This window comes from Mycolicibacterium lutetiense (assembly GCF_017876775.1).
GTDB classification, from domain to species: Bacteria; Actinomycetota; Actinomycetes; order Mycobacteriales; family Mycobacteriaceae; genus Mycobacterium; species Mycobacterium lutetiense.
In genome coordinates, this window is the sequence record NZ_JAGIOP010000001.1 from 1607724 (window position 1) to 1627691 (window position 19968).

The 19968-nt window shown below is 65.8% G+C and carries 19 protein-coding genes, 1 tRNA gene and 1 pseudogene; 12 read left to right on the plus strand and 9 right to left on the minus strand.

Translation table 11 applies throughout. From position 1 onward, the window contains the following. The first annotated feature begins 14 nt into the window (after positions 1 to 14). The 3 genes from JOF57_RS07695 (at position 15) to JOF57_RS07705 (ending at position 2384) form a co-directional block, all read left to right on the plus strand. Positions 15 to 1406 carry an MFS transporter gene (locus JOF57_RS07695; protein WP_163660733.1) on the plus strand — a complete coding sequence of 464 codons (1392 nt, stop codon included), beginning with the start codon at positions 15 to 17 and terminating at the stop codon, positions 1404 to 1406. A 77-nt stretch (positions 1407 to 1483) separates the two neighbouring features. Then, a complete protein-coding gene (locus tag JOF57_RS07700; protein WP_163660735.1) occupies positions 1484 to 2248 on the plus strand; it encodes a DUF899 domain-containing protein in 765 nt (254 codons plus the stop codon). A 65-nt stretch (positions 2249 to 2313) separates the two neighbouring features. Next, positions 2314 to 2384, plus strand: a tRNA-Cys gene (locus JOF57_RS07705). 157 nt (positions 2385 to 2541) lie between these two features. Here JOF57_RS07705 and JOF57_RS07710 read toward each other — a convergent pair. Then, positions 2542 to 3147, minus strand: coding sequence for an HdeD family acid-resistance protein (locus tag JOF57_RS07710; protein ID WP_372508121.1), 606 nt, complete (start codon positions 3145 to 3147; stop codon positions 2542 to 2544). 370 nt (positions 3148 to 3517) lie between these two features. Between JOF57_RS07710 and JOF57_RS07715 the strand changes: the two genes are divergently transcribed. The 3 genes from JOF57_RS07715 to JOF57_RS07725 all read left to right on the plus strand — a co-directional run bounded on the left by JOF57_RS07715 (position 3518) and on the right by JOF57_RS07725 (position 6025). Further along, positions 3518 to 4363 carry an acyl-CoA thioesterase gene (locus JOF57_RS07715; RefSeq protein ID WP_209915919.1) on the plus strand — a complete coding sequence of 282 codons (846 nt, stop codon included), beginning with the start codon at positions 3518 to 3520 and terminating at the stop codon, positions 4361 to 4363. 112 nt (positions 4364 to 4475) lie between these two features. Further along, complete coding sequence (locus tag JOF57_RS07720) at positions 4476 to 4793, plus strand: transposase (RefSeq protein WP_163660739.1); 318 nt, start codon at positions 4476 to 4478, stop codon at positions 4791 to 4793. A gap of 2 nt (positions 4794 to 4795) precedes the next feature. Then, complete coding sequence (locus JOF57_RS07725) at positions 4796 to 6025, plus strand: RNA-guided endonuclease InsQ/TnpB family protein (protein WP_273544636.1); 1230 nt, start codon at positions 4796 to 4798, stop codon at positions 6023 to 6025. A gap of 36 nt (positions 6026 to 6061) precedes the next feature. On the opposite strand, the gene JOF57_RS07730 is transcribed toward JOF57_RS07725, so the two are convergent. Next, positions 6062 to 7597 (minus strand): glycosyltransferase family 39 protein, encoded by a 1536-nt coding sequence (locus JOF57_RS07730; RefSeq protein ID WP_209915453.1) that lies wholly within the window; start codon positions 7595 to 7597, stop codon positions 6062 to 6064. Positions 7598 to 7947: 350 nt separating this feature from the next. Here JOF57_RS07730 and JOF57_RS07735 point away from each other — a divergent pair, with 350 nt between their 5' ends. Beyond that, entirely contained in the window at positions 7948 to 8391 is a 444-nt protein-coding gene (locus JOF57_RS07735; protein WP_163660746.1) for a universal stress protein, read from the plus strand. A 16-nt stretch (positions 8392 to 8407) separates the two neighbouring features. Here JOF57_RS07735 and JOF57_RS07740 read toward each other — a convergent pair. Continuing rightward, positions 8408 to 8509: pseudogene (locus JOF57_RS07740) on the minus strand (MBL fold metallo-hydrolase); the annotation flags it as partial. A gap of 44 nt (positions 8510 to 8553) precedes the next feature. Here JOF57_RS07740 and JOF57_RS07745 point away from each other — a divergent pair. Beyond that, positions 8554 to 8988: a hypothetical protein gene (locus JOF57_RS07745; protein WP_209915455.1), complete on the plus strand. Its 435-nt coding sequence runs from the start codon at positions 8554 to 8556 to the stop codon at positions 8986 to 8988. A 537-nt stretch (positions 8989 to 9525) separates the two neighbouring features. Here JOF57_RS07745 and JOF57_RS07750 read toward each other — a convergent pair. From JOF57_RS07750 to JOF57_RS07765, 4 genes are all read right to left on the minus strand, one after another. Further along, positions 9526 to 10314 carry a hypothetical protein gene (locus JOF57_RS07750; protein WP_179964464.1) on the minus strand — a complete coding sequence of 263 codons (789 nt, stop codon included), beginning with the start codon at positions 10312 to 10314 and terminating at the stop codon, positions 9526 to 9528. 26 nt (positions 10315 to 10340) lie between these two features. Next, positions 10341 to 10613, minus strand: a complete 273-nt coding sequence (locus JOF57_RS07755) for a type VII secretion target (protein WP_163660750.1) — start codon at positions 10611 to 10613, stop codon at positions 10341 to 10343. 117 nt (positions 10614 to 10730) lie between these two features. Further along, on the minus strand, positions 10731 to 11138 hold the full coding sequence (locus tag JOF57_RS07760; protein WP_163660752.1) for a hypothetical protein: 408 nt from the start codon (positions 11136 to 11138) through the stop codon (positions 10731 to 10733). Between the two features lie 46 nt (positions 11139 to 11184). Continuing rightward, a complete protein-coding gene (locus JOF57_RS07765) occupies positions 11185 to 11868 on the minus strand; it encodes an MBL fold metallo-hydrolase (RefSeq protein ID WP_209915457.1) in 684 nt (227 codons plus the stop codon). 73 nt (positions 11869 to 11941) lie between these two features. On the opposite strand from JOF57_RS07765, the gene uvrA reads away from it, so the two are divergent. Then, the gene (gene uvrA, locus JOF57_RS07770; RefSeq protein WP_209915459.1) at positions 11942 to 14836 is read left to right on the plus strand and encodes an excinuclease ABC subunit UvrA; all 2895 of its coding nucleotides are present in this window, start codon (positions 11942 to 11944) and stop codon (positions 14834 to 14836) included. Positions 14837 to 14841: 5 nt separating this feature from the next. Here uvrA and JOF57_RS07775 read toward each other — a convergent pair whose 3' ends face one another. Together JOF57_RS07775 and JOF57_RS07780 are read right to left on the minus strand one after the other, a co-directional pair. Beyond that, positions 14842 to 16002 (minus strand): winged helix DNA-binding domain-containing protein, encoded by a 1161-nt coding sequence (locus JOF57_RS07775; RefSeq protein WP_209915461.1) that lies wholly within the window; start codon positions 16000 to 16002, stop codon positions 14842 to 14844. 3 nt (positions 16003 to 16005) lie between these two features. Next, positions 16006 to 16368 (minus strand): hypothetical protein, encoded by a 363-nt coding sequence (locus JOF57_RS07780; RefSeq protein WP_234937746.1) that lies wholly within the window; start codon positions 16366 to 16368, stop codon positions 16006 to 16008. A 93-nt stretch (positions 16369 to 16461) separates the two neighbouring features. Here JOF57_RS07780 and JOF57_RS07785 point away from each other — a divergent pair, with 93 nt between their 5' ends. The 3 genes from JOF57_RS07785 (at position 16462) to JOF57_RS07795 (ending at position 19967) form a co-directional block, all read left to right on the plus strand. Beyond that, positions 16462 to 16956: a lipoprotein LpqH gene (locus JOF57_RS07785; protein WP_209915923.1), complete on the plus strand. Its 495-nt coding sequence runs from the start codon at positions 16462 to 16464 to the stop codon at positions 16954 to 16956. Positions 16957 to 17028: 72 nt separating this feature from the next. Continuing rightward, positions 17029 to 18771 carry a hypothetical protein gene (locus JOF57_RS07790; RefSeq protein WP_209915463.1) on the plus strand — a complete coding sequence of 581 codons (1743 nt, stop codon included), beginning with the start codon at positions 17029 to 17031 and terminating at the stop codon, positions 18769 to 18771. Beyond that, positions 18753 to 19967, plus strand: a complete 1215-nt coding sequence (locus JOF57_RS07795; protein WP_209915465.1) for a CHAT domain-containing protein — start codon at positions 18753 to 18755, stop codon at positions 19965 to 19967. The genes JOF57_RS07790 and JOF57_RS07795 overlap by 19 nt, the downstream gene beginning before the upstream one ends. The last annotated feature ends 1 nt before the right edge of the window (position 19968 follow it).

Sequence of the window (19968 nt, forward strand, 5' to 3'; positions counted from 1 at the left end):
CTAACGTCGTTGTCGTGACCGACACCGTGACGCCTGATACCGGGACCTGGCGGCAGTTGTTGGGTGCCCGGTATCTGGGCGCCTCTACCGTGTTGGCCGGCGGCGTGCTCCTCTATGCAACCAACGAGTTCCTGACCATCAGCCTGCTGCCCAGTGCGGTGGCCGAGATCGGCGGGCAGCGGTTCTACGCCTGGGTGACGACGGTCTATCTGGTCGCTTCGGTGATCGCCGCGACTACGGTCCACTCGCTGCTGATGCGGCTTGGAGCGCGGCAGGCATATCTCTTGGGGCTCACGGTGTTCGGTGTCGGAAGCCTGGGATGCGCATTAGCCCCGAGCATGGAGGTGTTGCTCGCCGGGAGGATCGTGCAGGGCTTCGCCGGCGGACTGTTGGCCGGCCTGGGGTACGCGGTGATCAATACTGCACTGCCGAATACCTTGTGGACCAAGGCATCTGCGTTGGTGTCGGCGATGTGGGGCGTGGGCACACTGATCGGCCCGGCGGCGGGCGGGTTGTTCGCGCAATTCGGGCATTGGCGGTGGGCGTTCGGTGTGCTGGTCGTGTTGACCGTCGCGATGGCCGTCTTGGTGCCCGTCGCCTTGCCGGCCGGGGGCGCGGCATCGGCTGTGACGCCCGGCATTCCGGTGTGGTCGCTGGCTTTGTTGGGTACCGCGGCGATGACGGTCAGCGTGGCGGGTATTCCGCACGACTGGCGGGGGACCGCAGCACTACTGGGCCTCGGGCTGGTGCTGATGGCCGGGTTCCTGTTCGTCGATCGTCGCGCCGGGGCTTCGGTCCTGCCGCCCAGCACATTCGGCCCGGGTCCGCTCAGATGGATCTACCTGAGCCTCGGCGTGCTGATGGCCGCCACCATGGTCGTGATGTACGTGCCGCTGTTCGGTCAACGCCTGGCACACCTGACGCCGGTGATGGCCGGATTCTTCGGTGCGGTGTTGTCGGTCGGTTGGACGGCGGGGGAGATCGTCAGCGCGTCGCTGCGGAACCGGCGGGTTATCGTGCGCACGGTGGCGTTCGCCCCTGTGGTGATGGCCGCGGGCCTGGCCGCCGGTGCGGTATTGATCCGGGACGGAATGACACCGTGGCTGGTGGTGGCGTGGGCTGTGGCACTCATGGTCACCGGTGCCGGAATCGGTATCGCGTGGCCCCATCTGTCCGCGTGGGCGATGGGTAGCGTCGACGATCCGGCCGAGGGACCGGCCGCGGCGGCGGCGATCAACACCGTGCAATTGATCTGCGGGGCGTTCGGGGCGGGATTGGCGGGCGTCGTCGTCAACCTCAGTGCCAACGGTGACGCGTCAGCGGCGCGCTGGCTGTTCGGCTCATTCGCAGTGTTCGCCGTGGCTGGTGCCCTCGCCTCGTTCCGGTCCACCAGCGGGGCTCACTAGCCCGGGCTCTCGCGCGCGATGAGTTTCAGCGGCACCGCGAGTCTCATCCGTATTGGACCGATACGAGGAGTGACTCGATGTCCCTGACACTCAATGCCTACCCAGACGTCGTCACCCGCGGCGAGTGGCGACAGGCGCGTACCAAACTACTGGCCGCCGAACGCGAGGCGACCCACCTGCGCGACGCGGTCAATGCCCAACGGCGCCGGCTGCCAATGGTGAAGGTGGAGAAGGACTACACGTTCGAGGGGCCCGGCGGTGAAGTAAAGCTGCTCGACCTGTTCGAGGGCCGCAGTCAGCTCTACATCCACCACTTCATGTGGATCGATGCGATCGACGCGGGTTGCCCGAGCTGTACTGCCGCGGCTGATCTGACCTTCACCGAAGAGGATCGAGAACTGTTGCACGGCAAGGATGTCACGTTCGCCTGCGTGTCTCGGGCACCCTACGCCAGCATCGCGGCGTACCGCGACGTCCACGGTTGGACGTTCCCGTGGTACTCGTCGCGCGACGGTGACTTCACCTATGACTTCCACGTGACGCTCGATCCGGCTCGCGCGCCGATCGAATACAACTACCAGTCCGTCGACGAGCTCCACGATGCCGGCTTCACCGACGACGACCTCCGGGGCGACTGGCCGGGAGCCAGCGTCTTCCTGCGCCGCGGCGATGAGGCCTTCCACACCTACTCGACCTTCGCCCGCGGACTCGACCACTCCGCGGTGGGGTACCCCTTCCTCGACCTCACCCCGTACGGGCGGCAGGAACCGTGGGAAGACTCGCCGGCCGGGTGGCCGCAGGGTGGGCCGGTGGTCGGTAGGCCGGTGGGGGACTCCGACTAGTTAGTGATCATTGAGATCGAAACTATGGGCCGAGGCCGGATCGGCTGGCACAGTAGCCAATCGATGCGGGTGTGTCTGAGTGGCCAGGAACCGGCCTGCAAAGCCGTCTACACGGGTTCGAATCCCGTCACTCGCTCAATGAGGAGAAAGCGGCACCTCGACCCGAGGTCGAGGTGCCGCTTCCCGTCGCTATCGCTGCGCTAGGCAGGTGAAAGTCACTGCTCTAAACGGTCTTTGACCTTGTTTGAAGCGTCTACGGCGACCTTCTTGTTGCTGACCCAGGTGGCGGATCGTTAACCGGCCGAGGTCAACGAATCGATGCCCTTCTCAACCTTTTTCAGGCCGCTACGAAGCTTGACCGCCTTGATGATCTGCGCAACGCCGATGATGACGAGCGAGACGCCCGTGACAATGGTCAGCATCACGATCGAATCGAACGGCCAAACGAGCACGACCATTCCGGCGATCACGGTGATCACGCCGAGAACGATCTGCCAACCCCGGCCGGGAAGCCCGGGCGCGCCTGAGGCGACGGCGATCTCGGACGCCCCCTGGAAGACGAATCCGATGCCGATCCAGATCGCGAGGAACAACACGCCGTAGCCTTCGTCGAAATGGCGGAACGCCAGCACTGCCAGCACCACCGAGATCGCACCGCTGACGAACAGCAGGGCCCGACTGCCGAACCTCTCGTGGAGGCCGAAGGCGGACGCCACCTGCAGGATTCCCGATACGAAGAGGTAGGCGCCGAACAGTACGGCGGCCACCAGGATCGACACCCCCGGCCAGAAGAGGACCAGGCAGCCAAGGAGTACTGCCGAGAGGCCCCACAGAAGTGCCGTTTGCCACAGGGCGGTCACCAGCTTCGGGGTGACCAACGAGTCGGTTGACGCATTCACGGTGAAGATTCCTTTCGTTTCGACTGCTCGGTAAGTGGAAGTCGGTTAGGGCCGAATGGTTGGCCCAAAGGGTTCGCGGAGAGAAATTCCAATTCTCACAACGGCATTCGCCACACCGATGATGGTAGCCCGCCGGGCGGGTTTCGTCTTTGGTCTGGCGAACATCGAATCGCGCCCGACGGTGTTTGCGCGAACAGGCTCCCCGGGTCGTCATGGATGCCAATCGAGTGGCAGGCCATCATTGCTGGGCAGCCATGGTGGAGTTGGTCGGCGAACACCCCGATATCGGTACCGTCGAAATGGCCGGAGCGTTGCCGGGGGTCGGGGTGGAGTAGCCGCCCGCCGGCTCGGCGATAATGCTGCGGTGCCCATGCTGCTTCTTGCCGACATCCTGTCCACGCTCGATCTGGTCGAGTCGGGTGACGGCATCTTCGTTGCCGAACAACGGGACAACCCCAGCCATCACATTGTGGGTGGGCATATCTCCGCCCAGGCGCTGATGGCGGCCAGCCGAACGGTTCCCGGCCGACTGCCGCACAGCCTGCACGTCTATCTGCTGCGCGCCGGTGACGCCCGGTATCCGGTGCAGATGGAGGTCAGCAGCCTGCGGGACGGCGGATCGCTGTCCACCCGCCGGGTCATCGGCCGCCAAGGCGGTGAGGTGTTGCTGGAAGCGCTCGTCTCGTTCAGCGTTGACATGGACGCCGCCGATTACCATCAACCCCGGCCTGTGGTGCCTGATCCAGAGACTCTGCCCCCGGTGGAGGAGCAACTGCAGGCGTTTGCCGATGAGGCCGGTGGGTACTGGGTGAACCCGCAGTGGATCGAGCGGCGCTACATCGATCCGCCGCCGCGGCTGGCGATCGATCTGCCCGAACCGCCGGCGCGCACCCGGATGTGGTGGCGCGTGGGCGAACCGGTAACCGATGATCCGATCGTCAACAGCTGTCTGCTGACGTACTTTTCGGGCACGGCGTTGCTCGACACGACGGTGACGATGCGGCGTGCGACGCAGGTGAGTGTTTTTTCGGCGCTGATCGACCTGGCCATCTGGTTCCACCGCCCCGCTGATCTGACCGATTGGGTGCTGTCTGACCAGGTTTCACCCAGCGGCATCAACGGGCGCGGCCTGGCCAGTGCGACGCTGTACAACCGCGCCGGGCAACTCGTGTGCTCGACAGCGCAGGAGATGTACTTCGGCCGCCGCCGCGACTGACTCATACTTTCTTCGGCGCTATCCCTCGACTTCAGTCGGGGGATAGCCGATCCCATGGTTCGGTCCGCGTAGCAGACAGTTGATGTCGTAGGCGTGGTTTATCGTGAGGTTCATGCAGTACCAGTCGACACGTAAATCGGTGTTTTCGGTGCACTACCACGTGATTTGGTGCCCGAAGTACCGCCGTGATGTGTTGCGTGGGCCGATCCAGACGCGGTTGAAGCAGATCATCGGTGAGGTGGTCGCCGAGATTCTGAAAGGGCGCTCGTCGCGGCGCCTTAGGCAGGAGTTCGCGCATCTGGCGAGGATGAAATGCTTGTGGTCACCATCGTGGTTTGTCTCTACGGTGGGCGGTGCGCCCTTGGAGGTGGTTGGCCGCTACGTGGAGAATCAGAAACCTACGGCTGGGCGAAAGGTGACGGCTGCATAGCGATGGCGCACCGTTACCGCATGTATCCGACCGCTCAGCAGGCGGTGTTCATGTTGGAACGGCACTGTGCCGATGCCCGTTACGTGTGGAATCTTGCTGTCGAGCAGTTCAATTGGGGGCGCTCTGGTAGATCGGCGCCGGGTCCGGCGGCTCGGCAGAAACAACTCGCTGCAGCCCGGCAGGCGTTTGAGTGGCTGGCGGCGGGGTCGTCGGCGGTGCAGCAGCAGGCCCTGCGGGATTTCGACCGCGCCGTGGCGGGATTCTTCACAGGCACCCATCGCCGGCCGACGTGGCGACGTAAACATCTCGATGAGGGCTTCTGCATTCGCGACAGCCGTGTCGAGCCGGTGAATCGTAAATGGGCGCAGGTGTTCGTCCCGAAACTCGGGCTGGTCAAGTTGCGGCTCTCTCGCCCGCTGCCGGCCGGCAAGCTCGGCATGGCCCGGGTCACCTGCAAGGCGGGCCGCTGGCACGTCAGCTTCCCGGCTCCCCAGCCAGGGGTGCCGGCTGCGGCGGGCCGTGAGGAGTGCATGGTCGGAATCGACCGGGGCGTGAAAACCACGCTCGCACTCTCGGATGGCACGATGCTGCGGGCCCCGGTCATGCGCCGCGTCGAGCAGAACAAGCTGATCCGGCTGCAGCAGCAGCTGGCGCGTTGCCGAAAAGGCAGTATCCGCCGAGGCAAGGTGAAAGCCCGTATCGCCACACTGCACGCGAGAGTGGCCGATCGGCGCCGTGACTGGATCGAGAAAACCACCACCAGAATCACGGCCACCTATGGTGTGGTCGCGGTGGAGAAACTGCCGACTCGGAACATGGTGCGGGCACCGAAACCCAAGCCCGACCCCGAGGTGCCGGGTCACTACCTGCCGAACGGGAAAGCCGCGAAATCCGGTTTGAACCGGGGGATCTATGCGAACTGCTGGGGTGTGATCGCCCAGCGTTTGGAACACAAAACGTCCGCGTCCGGTACCACCCTCATCGAGGTGCCGGCCGCGTACAGCAGTCTGGAGTGCCGCAACTGTGGCCACAGCGTGAAGGAAAACCGTAAGAGCCAAGCGGAATTCCAGTGCGTGAAATGTGGCCACCAGGACCACGCGGACCTGCAGGCAGCCAACACCATCCTCGCCCGGGCCACCCGGCCCGCGCACACCTCCGGACTGGAGGCAACACCCGCCACCACGGGTGTGCTCGCGCAAGCGAGAAGACCCGATGACGCACACGCGGCATAGGGAATCCCGCGATCTTCAGTCGCGGGAGAGGGTCACTCATCGGGTGGACTTGACCACCTGGGCGAAGTTGAACTGCCAGCGTTCCACGATGTGGAAACCCATGCTCTCGGGTACCTGATAGGCCGGAGCGCGGTCCAATCGGGGTCCGGGCTGCAGTCTTTCGCCGCTCTGTCGGCTCGGTACTGCGAGGTCGCGTTCGGACACCGTCCACAAGACCGTGCAGCGACGCACCTGGTCGGCGACGCCCCAGATCCCGAGATGCGCATCCCACAATCGATTCCGTTGCCAGGCCGGCCTTCCTCGACCGGGGTCGATGAGGTCGGCGTAGGCGGCGGGCCGGGCGGCGGTAATGGGACGAATCGGGCCCGGCTTCCACGAGGCGGTGTTGTCGAAGATCACGCAGTCGCCGGGGGATGAGTGCGCCGAGATGACGTCGGCCACCTGGCTGAAGTCCATGCCCTCCTTGGCGTACGGGCCGCGCTGCACCGTCAGGTAGTTGGGCGTCGCCGCGACGGCGAACACCGCCAATGTGGCAGTGATCCATTCCCTGCTGCGAGCCACCGCGACCACACACACGGCGAGCAGCAGCGCCATCCCCGGCGTGGTGAAACAGAGGTAGCGAGGGTAGTAAAGCGGTTGGGCAACAGCCGAATACGCCAGTAACACGGCGGTCGGGGCGACAACCCACACCACGGCCACGGCCACCAGCCGCCGGGTACCGTCATCGGTGGGCCGCCGCCTGGTCAACAGGGGCGCGCTCAGCACGACGGCCGCCAGTACCGCGAACGCCACACTTTCGTCGAAGTACTGGTTGACCAGGACTTCGGCAAACGAATGCAGTCCCAGCGGTGAGATCCACCCGACCTGGAAGCTCTGCGAACGACACCACAAGACGAACGGGACCACGAGGACGACGGCTGCTGCCGTAACCGAGGCCCACCTGATCCGGGTGCGACGCCGGTTGCAGACGATCGCGACGGCCACGGCGTGCGGAACCACCATCAGCACCACGAACATGTTCAGCACGGTGGAGGCCGCCAGCAGCGCACCGTATGACAGCCACACCGCGGTGCGGTCGCGCCGGATGGCGGAGATGAGCAGAACTGTCAGCCAGACCGCGGCCAACGTCGACCAGGAGTAGGAGCGGGCCTCGATACCTGCCCACGTGATCCTCGGCAGCATCGCGAAAAGAATGCCCGCACAAACGGATACCGTCCGGGTACTGAACTGCCGGCCGAGAACCACGACCCCGGCCGCGGCGCCACCGATGGCCAGACAGCTGGAGAACCTGGACCAGAACTCCGTTGCCGGCAAGATGGCGAACCAGCCGTGCATGCCGAGGTAATACAGCCCGTGCACGGCGTCGATGTGGCCGATCAGGTCCCACAGCTGCGGTATCGAGCGGGTCGCCGCCGATATGGTGGCGGCCTCGTCGAACCACAGCGACGGACGGGCCGCTCCCGCCGCGCACAGTGCTACGGCAAACGCCGCCACCGCCAGGGCGTCGATTCGGGCTTCGCGAACGACGCGCCGGTCCGCGCCCTCGGCGCGCTCGTTCAGCGATAAATCCACGTCAGCGATGGTGCAACCCCCTCAGGTGATGGCAAACAATAACCTGAGGCACCCCGACTGGCTTTGTCCGGCAGTGCTGTTACCGACCGGTCACCGGTTCAAATGGGCTGGATCACTCCGGCGGCGAATCGTCCTGGCGACAACCTGGATTCGGCCGAGATCGACTACGTCACGGTCGGCACCGTATTTGTGCCTCCACGCGTTAACATCAGTGCCAATTCGCCGCACCGGACGCCAATAGTGGGTCCAGTTGTCGGCTGGCCGTGCGGGTGTCGTGATTTGCGCCCCTGGTCAGCGGGCGACGGGTTACTGTCTCGGGTGGCGTTGCAACTGACAGTGGGAGGGTATTGATGAGCGCGTATCGAACCGTGGTGGTCGGCACCGACGGATCTGATTCGTCGTTGCGTGCAGTCGACCGCGCCGGTCTGATTGCCGCCGGGTCGAATGCCAAGCTGATCGTGGCAACCGCGTACTTCCCTCAGAGCGAAGACCAGCGTGCCGCCGATGTGCTCAAGGAGGAGGGCTACAAGATGGCGGGCAATGCGCCGATCTACGCCATCCTCCGCGAGGCGACCGAACGTGCAAAGGCGGCCGGCGCCACCGACATCGAGGAGCGGCCGGTTGTCGGCGCTCCGGTCGATGCGCTCGTGGAGCTGGCCGAGGACGTCCAGGCGGATCTGCTGGTGGTCGGCAACGTCGGCCTGAGCACGATTGCCGGCCGTCTGCTGGGCTCGGTGCCCGCGAATGTGGCACGCCGGTCCAAGACCGACGTGCTCATCGTCCACACCAGCTGAGCCGCCGGCTGCCCGACTACCAACCGCGCTCGCGCCACTCCCCGACATGGGGACGTTCGGCGCCGAGCGTGGTGTCGTCGCCGTGGCCGGGGTACACCACCGTGCTGTCGTCGAGACGTCGAATCGTAGATCCCACCACTGATGTGAATGAGATTATCGGCGTTGAACGACTTGAAAGTTCAGCGTGCCTGGCAGGATGCAGCGCGGCTGTCCAGTGAATTTGATGGTTTGCTGGTGCCGCTGATCGCCGCCGCGATGAACGCTGGTGTGGCGCATCCCGCGGCGAAGGACAGCGTGGCCGGGTCACGGAGCCCGAAGACGAAATCGTTGGCGTTCGGGTTGGTAGTGGACACCACGGGCGTCGAGGACTACCGCACGGCGTGGAATGCGTGGGACGCCGATAATGCGTGGGCCGAGCTGCTGAAGGTTGGCGCGAAGATCGCCGCCAAGGATCTGGATAAGCAGGGGCGGCGCGCATCCCGTCACGCCTCGTCGACCGGAAGACGTTGCGCGAGGACGGGACGTATGTCCTCGTCCAGGTTGATCATGAATTGGAGCCGGTCACGACCTCCGAGGCCAGCGCTTAGGATCACATGAAGAAACCCCCGGCCCAAATCACTTGTGGGCCGGGGGTCTTAATGGGGGTCACTTCTCGTGGATAAAGAACATCCCAAACGTATCCGGCCGCACGTGAACGCGTGTCTCTTTGCCATCGACCAAGACCGTTAAGTAGCACCACCCGCCGGGGGGTGTTCCTGTGACAAGTTTGACCACGTGATCCACTGGAGCATCTTCTGGCAACTCCAGATTGACTGGAGCGCCGTGCGGACCGACGAACGACAGAAGCTTAGTCATCAGTCTTCACCACTCGACTGCGAAGCATCCATACGAGGTGGCCGACGCCGTAGATCCCCGTCGCGGCACCCAGTACGACAGTGGTGGTGCTGACTCGCGATGAAAACGCCACGCCAATCCAGCACGAAATAGACATAGCAATCATGGCCAGCGCAGAAGCGAGGTGCGTGCGCTGCACAAGCTGTGGGCGCGATCGCGTACCCCGGCGCATGTACCAGGTGATCGCAAGACCAAGAACAAGTCCCGCGAGAATCGCCAGTGTTAAAGCCCCTATGGGCGTCATCCGCAATGCCTCATCTCGTTCAACGAATTAGCTACCAGCGCGCCACCGCTGAGGATGACTGGAAAGGTGCCACCAAGGGTAAATGGCATGCCAGCTATGCCAATTGCTACACCAGTGGTACCGGCAAGGGTTTGGCCAATATTGTTCCACACGTCGATGTTGTCGCAGGTGGGGAACATCTCAGGTGGACTGGCGTCGATCACCGTGGGCTGTGAGGGTGTCTGCTCGGTCTTGATCACTGGAGGCTCCCACGGGTCTGGGTCACCACCGTCCTGCTTGAACCCGCCCCAGCTGGCGGCTTGCACCGTTGGCCCGCTGAAGCCTATGCCGTCCAGTTCGACGGCCTTTTCCTGGAGGCGCTGACCGACCAGCGAATCGGCCTGTGCAAGCTGGTCGGCGTTCCACTGGATGTTCTCGGCATGCTCGCGGCAGGCGGTGTATCGCGCACTCATCGTGGCGACGTCTATCCGCCTGGTGTCGCGCACCTTCAGATCCTCGCTGACCTGAAACCCGGCTCCCTCGGCCTCGGCAATGGCGTCTACGGTCTTCTGCACGGCATTGCGTTGATCGGTGGCGCTGTCCTGAGCAATCGTGGCAGCTGCCCGCTGAACCTCACCCTGAGTCTGTACGACACGAGCGTCGGAGCTGACGTGGTCATATGCCGCATCGCGCCCCGTGCCGGTCCAGTCGGCATCGCCTACCGTCTGCCGGTACTGGCTGAATAGTCGGTCTGATTCGTCGGCAGCGGCACGCCAGCGGGTTGCCGCGTCATCGAGGTAGGACACGTCCCAGCCGGCGATCTCGGACCGCCTCACAGCGTCACCGCGATATCGTCGGCACCGTCACTGTCGGTGGTCTGATAGCTACCGGTGGCGACCCGGAGGCCATCGGCGAGCTCGGATGCACGGCCAGACTGTCTGTCCCGAACCGACGTCAGTGCCGCGTCCATGGCCGCAACGCCAGCGTGGCCCTGCCGGTTACCGCCGGGACCCCCGGCGGTGCTCGTGGCGAGGCTGGCGGCAACGTCGTCCCCCGTCATCGCCGCCGATGTCAGCCCATCGGTGTTGACCCGCAAATCTGCCACCTACGCCCCCTCAGATCAAAGGTGTGTAGCAACGCTACCAAACGCGCTGACTGGGGCAGCCCGCAAACAAAAGCCGCCCCGTCGATTCGTGACGGGGCGGTTTGGTTTAGGCGAGACTCACTGGTGGCGCTCGATCTCGGCTGCGGCTGCGATCATGTCCTTGCCCCACTCGCGGGCTTGGTCGGCCGTGCACGGATCGGGGACCTTCCCGGCGAACACGACCCGCTCGGCACGATCGTCGTCCCACTGCTGAATGACGATCTTCACGTCGCCGCGCGCCGTGCCATCAAAGAATCTGTACACGCTTGCGCCGTCGTCAATCCACTCGCTGCCCTTGCTGACCGCTCCCGCCGGCACGGGAACATCAGCCAGCCAGGTTTGCAACAGGTTCTCTTGGACGAGGCTGCGAGCGTATGCCACGAGCATCTCGTCCCTACGGGGATGGTCCATGCGGCTAAGCCCCTCCACCTGGGCTTGCTGGTCGGCATCGAGCTCACCGCGGAAGTCATTCCAGTCGTTGGTCATTGGGTGGCCCTTTCTCGCTTCTCTATGTGCGGCGACCCTCTGCGATTCACCAGCCGCGTTCGCGCCACTCAGATAGATGTGGACGCTCTGCGCCAAGGGTTGTGTCGTCGCCGTGGCCGGGGTACACCACCGTGCTGTCGTCGTAGACGTCGAACACCTTGGTGCTCACATCACCCAGTAGCCGCTCGAAGTCGCCCGGCTGCCAGGTCTTACCGACTCCGCCGGGAAACAGGCAGTCGCCGGTGAACAGGTGGGTCACTCCGTCAGGTGATTTCAGGGCCAGGGCGACCGAACCCTCGGTGTGCCCCTGAAGGTGGATCACGTCGAACGTCAGGTCGCCGATCGTGATGGTGTCGCCGTCGGCCAGGATCCGGTCGGGCGTCACCGGCAGTGGCTCGGCGTCGAGGGAGTGCGCGGCCGTCGGTGCGCCGGTGACCTCTGCCACAGCTTTCAGTGCCTGCCAGTGGTCGAAATGCTGGTGGCTGGTGACGATCAGGGACAGCTCGGGGGCCTGCTGCTTGATCACATCGAGGAGCACCTCGGCGTCGTTTGCCGCGTCGATCAGCAGGGTTTTGCCGGTGGAATTGCAGGTCACGAGGTAGGCGTTGTTGTCCATCGGGCCCACCGACACCTTGATGATCGAGGCGTTCGGCAGGGTGCGCCGGGCGGCGGTCTGCGGCTCCTGGTGGCCGGTGTAGGTGTCGTCAACCGCGATGTGAGGGCTGGTCATAGCGCCACGGTATCGGGCTTGTCGGTGGGCGCACATAGCATGGGCGTGAAGTCTGTCGTGGGAAAGGAAACGCGTGGCTGACCGCCTGATCGTGAAGGGTGCCCGCGAGCACAATCTGCGGGGAGTTGACCTCGATCTGCCGCGTGATGCGCTGATCGTGTTCACCGGCCTGTCCGGGTCGGGCAAGTCCTCACTGGCCTTTGACACCATCTTCGCCGAGGGGCAGCGTCGTTATGTCGAATCGCTGTCGGCCTACGCCCGGCAGTTCCTCGGCCAGATGGACAAGCCCGATGTGGACTTCATCGAGGGCCTGTCGCCTGCGGTGTCCATCGATCAGAAGTCGACCAACCGCAACCCCCGCTCGACGGTGGGCACCATCACCGAGGTCTACGACTACCTGCGGCTGCTGTACGCCCGCGCCGGCACCCCGCACTGTCCGGTGTGTGGCGAGCGCATCGCCCGGCAGACCCCGCAGCAGATCGTGGACCAGGTCCTGGCCATGGATGAGGGCCTGCGTTTCCAGGTGCTGGCCCCGGTGGTCCGCACCCGCAAGGGTGAGTTCGTCGACCTGTTCGAGAAGCTCAACGGCCAGGGCTACAGCCGGGTGCGGGTGGACGGCGTGGTGCATTCGCTGACCGACCCGCCCAAGCTCAAGAAGCAGGAAAAGCACGACATCGAGGTGGTTGTCGACCGGTTGACGGTCAAATCCAGCTCCAAGCAGCGGCTGACGGACTCGGTGGAGACCGCGCTGAACCTGGCTGACGGCATCGTCGTCCTCGAGTTCGTCGACCGTGAGGACGACCATCCGCACCGGGAGCAACGCTTCTCCGAGAAGCTAGCCTGCCCCAATGGCCACCCGCTGGCCGTCGACGATCTGGAGCCCCGGTCGTTCTCGTTCAACTCGCCGTACGGCGCCTGCCCGGAGTGCACCGGCCTGGGGATCCGCAAGGAGGTCGACCCCGAACTGGTCGTGCCCGACCCGGAGCTGACCCTCGCCGGCGGCGCCATCGCGCCGTGGGCCGTCGGGCAGAGCGCCGAGTACTTCACCCGGATGCTGTCCGGGCTGGGTGATCAGCTCGGGTTCGACATCGACACCCCGTGGAAGAAGCTGCCGGCCAAGGCGCGCAAGGCGATTCTGGAAGGCTCGGATCACCAGGTCCACGTCCGGTACAAGAACCGCTACGGCCGCACCCGGTCCTACTACGCCGATTTCGAAGGCGTGATGGCGTTCCTGGCGCGACGCATGGAGCAGACCGACTCGGAGCAGATGAAGGAACGCTACGAGGGCTTCATGCGCGACATCCCCTGCCCGGAGTGCAACGGCACCCGGCTCAAGCCCGAGATCCTCGCCGTGACACTGGCCGCCGGGGACCACGGTGCCAAGTCCATCGCCGAGGTGGCCGAGCTGTCGATCGCCGACTGCGCCGATTTCCTGAACGCCCTCACCCTGGGGACGCGTGAACAGGCCATCGCCGGGCAGGTGCTCAAAGAGGTCCAGTCGCGGCTCGGGTTCCTGCTCGACGTCGGCCTGGACTATCTGTCGCTGTCACGGGCGGCCGCGACGCTGTCCGGCGGTGAGGCACAGCGCATCCGGCTGGCCACCCAGATCGGCTCCGGGCTGGTCGGCGTGCTCTACGTGCTCGACGAGCCGTCCATCGGTCTGCACCAGCGCGACAACCGCAGGTTGATCGACACCCTGGTCCGGTTGCGCGAACTCGGCAACACACTCATCGTCGTCGAACACGATCTGGACACCATCGCGCATGCCGACTGGGTGGTCGACATCGGCCCGGCAGCCGGTGAGCACGGTGGCCGGATCGTGCACAGCGGAACATATGCAGACCTGCTGACCAATCCTGAATCCCTCACCGGCGCTTACCTTTCCGGCAAGGAGAGTATCGAGGTTCCGGCTGTCCGGCGGCCCACCGACAAGCGGCGCCAGATCACGGTGGTCGGGGCGAGGGAGAATAATCTCCGCGAGATCGACGTCGCGTTCCCGCTCGGCGTGCTGACCTCCGTCACCGGGGTCTCCGGCTCGGGCAAGTCGACCCTGGTCAACGACATCCTGGCCTCGGTGATGGCCAACAAACTCAACGGTGCCCGGCAGGTGCCAGGCAGGCACACCCGGGTCAACGGACTCGATCAGCTGGACAAGCTGGTCCGCGTCGACCAGTCACCGATCGGCCGCACGCCGCGCTCCAACGCCGCCACCTACACCGGGGTGTTCGACAAGATCCGGTCGTTGTTCGCCGCCACCACCGAGGCCAAGGTCCGCGGCTATCAGCCCGGGCGGTTCTCGTTCAACGTCAAGGGCGGTCGGTGCGAGGCCTGCTCGGGTGACGGCACCATCAAGATCGAGATGAACTTCCTGCCCGACGTCTATGTGCCGTGCGAGGTGTGTCAGGGCGCCCGGTACAACCGGGAAACCCTCGAGGTGCATTACAAGGGCAAGACCATCGCCGAGGTGCTGGACATGTCGATCGAGGATGCCACCGAGTTCTTCGAGCCGATCTCCTCCATCCACCGCTACCTCAAGACGCTCGTCGACGTCGGCCTGGGCTACGTGCGGTTGGGGCAGCCGGCGCCGACGTTGTCCGGCGGTGAGGCGCAACGCGTCAAGCTCGCCGCCGAACTGCAGAAGCGGTCGACCGGGCGCACGGTCTACATTCTGGACGAGCCGACCACCGGCCTGCACTTCGAGGACATCCGCAAGCTGCTCAAGGTGATCAACGGCCTTGTCGACAAGGGCAATACGGTGATCGTCATCGAACACAACCTCGACGTGATCAAGACGTCGGACTGGATCGTGGACATGGGGCCCGAGGGCGGAGCCGGCGGCGGCACGGTCGTGGCGCAGGGCACGCCGGAAGATGTGGCGGCCAACCAGGACAGCTACACCGGGCAGTTCCTGGCGGAGCTGATCGACGTGCCGGCACCGAAACCCAAGCGGCGCAAGGCCAGCGCTTAGCGGCGTCAGCGCTTCGATAGAGGCGAGGGGAACCGGGGAACGGTGCGGGCTCCGGCCAGCCATTCGGTCAGAGCATCCGCGCGCTGCTGCAGCGCGCGGATGCCGTCGCGGCCGATGTCCTCCAACAGGTGCAGCTGGATGCGGCCGTCAGCGTCCTGACCCCAGCCGCCGACGATCCGGCCGTCCCACCATGCGGTGGGCCCGCCGTTGCCGTTGGTGTCGAACACCTCCGGGCGATGATCGCCGAGGTACCAGTCGCGGTCGAACCACCCCATCGTGGTGACGTCAAGGCCGGGGAGCAGGGCCGCCCACGGTTCAGGTTCCGGCTCGACCTCAAGGTCGTCGGCAAGCGCGTAACCGGTTGTTCCGTGCAGATCCACTTCGACCGCGCCGATATCGCGCAACGCGTGACGGGCCCAGGTCAGGGTGTTTCCGAACCACCATTTGATATCGGTGACCGTGGCCGGGCCGAATGTCTGCAACCAGGTGCGCACCAGCTCGGCGCGGGCATGGTCCGGCTCGGCTGCCGGTCCGGTTGTTCCGAGCCAGTCGGAGGCGACCGTCCACCGCGGCCGGGAGGTGGTCCAGGCGCCGTCGTTGGGGCCGCGCACGATTTCCCCCCGCACTCCGAGGACCGTCAAAACCCTTGGAGAAAGCGGAGTTTCACCGCCCCAACGCTTTCCCGGTGCCGGGTCGAAACTGCCGGCGAGCTCGGGCAGCGCGGTGCGCAGTTGTGCGGCAGGGGTAGGCCCGTGCTCGCGCAGATGGGCCAGCACTGCCTGGCATGCCGTGGCGACCCACTGGGAGCCGTCAACCGCCACCCCGGCCTTCTCCACATCGCCGACGAGTTTGCGGTGCTCGGTGCCGGCCACCCGGTCACTGGCCCCGGCCTGCACCAGCGGCAGGTCCTCGGCGCGGACGACCCACAGCGTGCGGCGCATCGCCAGGTGTTTGAGCAACGTGCGCCGGTCATACAGGCCCTGGTTCAGAGCGTCGGTGGTGAACCCGGGCAGCCGGGCCCACAGGGACAGGTAGGGCGTCGAGGGATCAGTCGCATGCAGGCCCACGAAGGCGCCGACGGTGGCGGCGACGGAGGGTGCCGGACGGCTCAGGAAGTGACGCCGGGCCAACCGGGCACGGCGCTCGGCGACGGTGAATGTGCGCACGAATCAGGCGTCGTCCGGCTTGCCCATGGATTCACGGATCTGTTGCAGGCGTTCGGCCGCCGCCTGCTGGCGCTTCTCATACTGCTCCTCGACGGAGCGGCCCTCCGGAGTCTCGGATGCCAGCTCCGTGGCCCCTATCGCGGTGCCGAACCGGGTCTCGATCTTCTCCCGGACCGAATCGAACGTCGGCACCCCGGCGGCGGTGTAGCCGGTGTCGGGCACTTCGACGGGTGCGGCCGGACCCGTGGCCGGAGCCGCGGGAACGATCTCACCCTCCACCGCAGCGGGCTCCTGGGCTTCTTCGGGCTGATCCGGCTGCTCTGGGTCCTTCGTCACGAAATCCACGTTACCTGCGGCAACCGACATTTCTTGGGATCGGTAGCACTTGGGCCCGCCTTCACTTGAGCACACGACGGAGCCATCGGGGCAACGTGCGACGAAGGGGAAGACGGAATGAGCATGAATCGAGTTATCGCCGGCGCCATGGGACTGCTCGCGACCGGTGCGGTGCTGGTGGGCTGCTCGGACGACAAGCCTGCCGACAAGCCCGCCGCATCGGCGAACCAACCGGCCGGTGAATCCAAGGTCAGCACCGGGGGCAACACCCAGGTCAAGGTCGACGGTTCGGACCTGGCCGGCCTCGACCTGAACTCGGTCACCTGTGTCAAGCAGGGCGGCAAGATCAACGTGGCCAGCGCCGCGGTCGGCGGCCAGCAGGGCATCGGTGTGGTGATGACCGACGAAGCCACCCCCAAGGTCGAATCGCTCGGCCTGGTCTATGACGGCAGTGCGTTGGCGGTGAGTGAGGCGATGGGCGTCAAGGTCGGCTCTGCCGACGTCAAGGTCGACGGGGACACCTACACCATCACCGGTGAGGCGTCGGGCGCCGACATGAAGAACCCGATGGCCGGGATGATCAACAAGCCGTTCACCATCACGGTGTCCTGCAGCTGATCGCCCCGACATGGCGGGCGTGCCCGGTGGACCACCTGCCGGGCACGCCCGCTCCTTTTATATGGTGCAGAGGTGACCATCGCCGGCGATCTCGACCGTGCCCGTCACCTCACGCTGGCCGCGGACGAGGAAGCTGCCCGGGACGTGCTGGTGTCGCAGCTGCCGCTGATCGAGCAGGCCGATCGCGACGACTATGCGCTGGAGGTGTTCGCCCAACTCGGTGAGATCTACCTGGTGCGCACCGCGTATGAGGGTGTGGTGGAAAGTATTTCCCGCATCCGCGATTGTCTGGCGATCTACGTCGCGATCCGTGCGGGGCAACGCCCCGACCTCGCTGCCGAGGCCACCATGTCCGATGCCGCGATCGATCACATGATCTGCCGCTACAGCCGCCGGGTGGAGTTCCTCGAAGCCGGTCTGGCTGCCGCCCGCGGCGATCATGAGGGTGCCGCAGCGCATCTGGAAGACTTGATCGAAATCGGTGGAGACTTCGATGATTTGGCTGCTGAGCATCATAATCTGATCTGCCACACCAGGATTCTGATCGCAAGCAGCTTGTGCGACGACGACCTGTACGCCGCCTCGGTGCCGGTGTGGGCCGAGGTGCTCGATGTCCTGCAGAATGCGGGGCCCGACAGTGACGCCGAGACCGATCACCTGTTCGTCACCGGAGCACTCGGCTACGGTCGGTTCTGCATCGAATCCGGTCGCCTGGACGAGGCCCAGCCGTGGCTGCGCCGGGCCGGTGCCCGCGCCGAGGCCCGCGGCTGGAGACTTGCCACCGCCCGCGCCCAACTGGAGCGCGGAGCCGCCGCCTGGTCGGCCGGTGAGTATTCCGACACGCAGGATCTGGTCACCGAGGCCTATCCGGTGATCGCCGAGCATGCCCGTGCTCATGACGTATCCCGGAGTTGGCTGTACTTCGGGCTGATCCGGGTGGGTCTGGGCAGGTTGCGGGAGGCCGACGAGTGCTGGGGGCACGCCGAGCGGCATTGGCGCGAGATCGAACGGCCCCTCCATATCCACCGAATCCTGTTGCAACGCAGCTGGATAGCCCTGTTCCGCGGCGCCTTCGATGAGGCGATCGCGATGGTGGGCGAGGCCAGGGGGCTGCTGGAAGCCTCGCCGCGGCACAGTTGGTTGCAGTACGCGCGGCTGGATGCGCACCTGGGCAACATCTGGCGGGCTGATGCACTGGCGGAGATGGGCATTGACGGTTTGGGCAAACCGGGGCAGAGCTGGGAACAGGTCGAGGCTCGGTACGCCGCGGGGACCGGCACGTTCAACTGTCGCCCGGGTAGCCGCAAGTACCGCCGCGGGATGGTCAAGCTTGATCGGGCTGCCGAACTGAAGATTCCTGCCGCGCTGGCGGTCGATTCGGTGCGCTACACGATCACCGATGCCGGGGCCAGGGCCCGGTGGGCCAACGGTGTGGCGGCTCCGATGATGGCGGGAGCATTCGCGGTGGCCTGGGAATCGGACAATACCGAACTCACCTGTGAACTGATCGAATACCACAGCGCACGAGGAACTTTCAGTACAGATCGAGCGGCCGAGACGGGTACGGCCGCAGAATGGACCGACACCGCCACCGCGGTCGTCCCGGTCGAGGCCGAACTCGCGCCGCAACTCGCCGTCGCGGCCGCCGCCGCACCGGTGGTCGGTGGAGGCGCACTGACCAGGCTCGGCCCGCTGCCCCCGCTGCGGATCGACCCGAGTTCGGGTCCGATATTGAGCCACTACCGTGAGCTGGCACTGCAGCGGTATGGGCGGGACGTCACCGCGCCTGGCGCGGAATGGGCGACGTGGCCGTGACCGACACTCTGGTACTCCGTTTCGCCGACGTCGGCATCGCGACCTATGCCAGCCTGCGCGTGGTGGGGGAGCCGCAACGCTCGGTCACCTGGGTGGTCGAGGAGCCGCACATGGCGGCGGTGGAGGCTGTGCTCAACCCGGCGCTGCCGGATCCGATCGGCCCCGAAACACCGGCCGAGGCAGTCGAACGGGCAGTGGTCACCGGCGCATTCGCCACTCCGGATGCCGAACTCGAACTGGCCCGCCTGCTCGGTTCGCATCTGATCGGGATCGCCGGCTGGCACCTGTTGGCCGATCGCGTCGCCGATGTCCGGCCGGTGCTCTTCGTGACGCCGAGCCCGCGGTTGGGTCGGGTGCCCTGGGGTGAGCTGGCGATGCCGGGTCCCGACGGCTTCCGGCTGATGGAGTTGGTGGATGTGCTGATGGCGGTATCGCCCAACATCGTTCACGCGCCGCGCAGCCCAGCCCGTTGGTCGGATCGACGCGACCGCCCGCCGGTACTGGTACTGGATCCCCGCATTCCCGGACAGCGGCCGGATTCGGCCCTGGGCTCGGTGCTGGGACGCCCGGCACCGCAGACGCCGCTGTCGGAGCACTTCGGTGAGCTGGTGGCCGGGCACGCCGTCCTGCCGAAAGTCGAGGAGGCCGTCGAGCTGTTCCGGCGCACCGATACCGACCGGCGCTGGTTGGCCGAGGCCTGCGCGCAGGACCCGAGCCGGCTGCTCTACGTCGGGCATGCCAGCGCCGCCGACGGTGCCGCCGGGCATGCCGATCGCGCGGCACTGCACCTGGCCGAGAACTCACCGCTGACCGCGGGGGAGATGATTGCGACGCAACTACCGATCCCGCCGCGAGTGGCGTTGCTGGCGTGCGCATCCGGCGGTGACTACCGGTTCGACGAGGCAGCCGGATTGGTCGCCGCGATGATCCTGGGTGGCGCGCAGTTGGTGACCGCGACCCTGTGGTCGCTGCCGACCACGGCCGGGTTCCGCCAATTCAGTCCAGCCGGCGCAGAGGCCGATCCGATGACGGACACCATCGTCGGGGTGGATTCGGCACATCGAGACGACGATGCGGGTGCGGCGGTGAACCGCTGGCAGCGGTCCATGATGCGGCGGTGGCGTGACGGCGACCGGACGGCCAGCCCCCTGCACTGGGCCGCACTGGCCACGTTCACCGTCGACGGCGCCCGCTGAG

Bases quoted from the DNA above. Each gene is read 5' to 3' on its own strand.
- JOF57_RS07765 (WP_209915457.1), bottom strand. From the start codon at position 11,868: ATGACCAGCCCTCACATCGCGGTTGACGACACCTACACCGGCCACCAG.
- JOF57_RS07700 (WP_163660735.1), top strand. From the start codon at position 1,484: ATGTCCCTGACACTCAATGCCTACCCAGACGTCGTCACCCGCGGCGAG.
- JOF57_RS07785 (WP_209915923.1), top strand. From the start codon at position 16,462: ATGAATCGAGTTATCGCCGGCGCCATGGGACTGCTCGCGACCGGTGCG.
- JOF57_RS07735 (WP_163660746.1), top strand. From the start codon at position 7,948: ATGAGCGCGTATCGAACCGTGGTGGTCGGCACCGACGGATCTGATTCG.
- JOF57_RS07760 (WP_163660752.1), bottom strand. From the start codon at position 11,138: ATGACCAACGACTGGAATGACTTCCGCGGTGAGCTCGATGCCGACCAG.
- JOF57_RS07720 (WP_163660739.1), top strand. From the start codon at position 4,476: ATGCAGTACCAGTCGACACGTAAATCGGTGTTTTCGGTGCACTACCAC.
- JOF57_RS07725 (WP_273544636.1), top strand. From the start codon at position 4,796: ATGGCGCACCGTTACCGCATGTATCCGACCGCTCAGCAGGCGGTGTTC.
- JOF57_RS07780 (WP_234937746.1), bottom strand. From the start codon at position 16,368: ATGTCGGTTGCCGCAGGTAACGTGGATTTCGTGACGAAGGACCCAGAG.
- JOF57_RS07795 (WP_209915465.1), top strand. From the start codon at position 18,753: ATGGGCGACGTGGCCGTGACCGACACTCTGGTACTCCGTTTCGCCGAC.
- JOF57_RS07715 (WP_209915919.1), top strand. From the start codon at position 3,518: ATGCTGCTTCTTGCCGACATCCTGTCCACGCTCGATCTGGTCGAGTCG.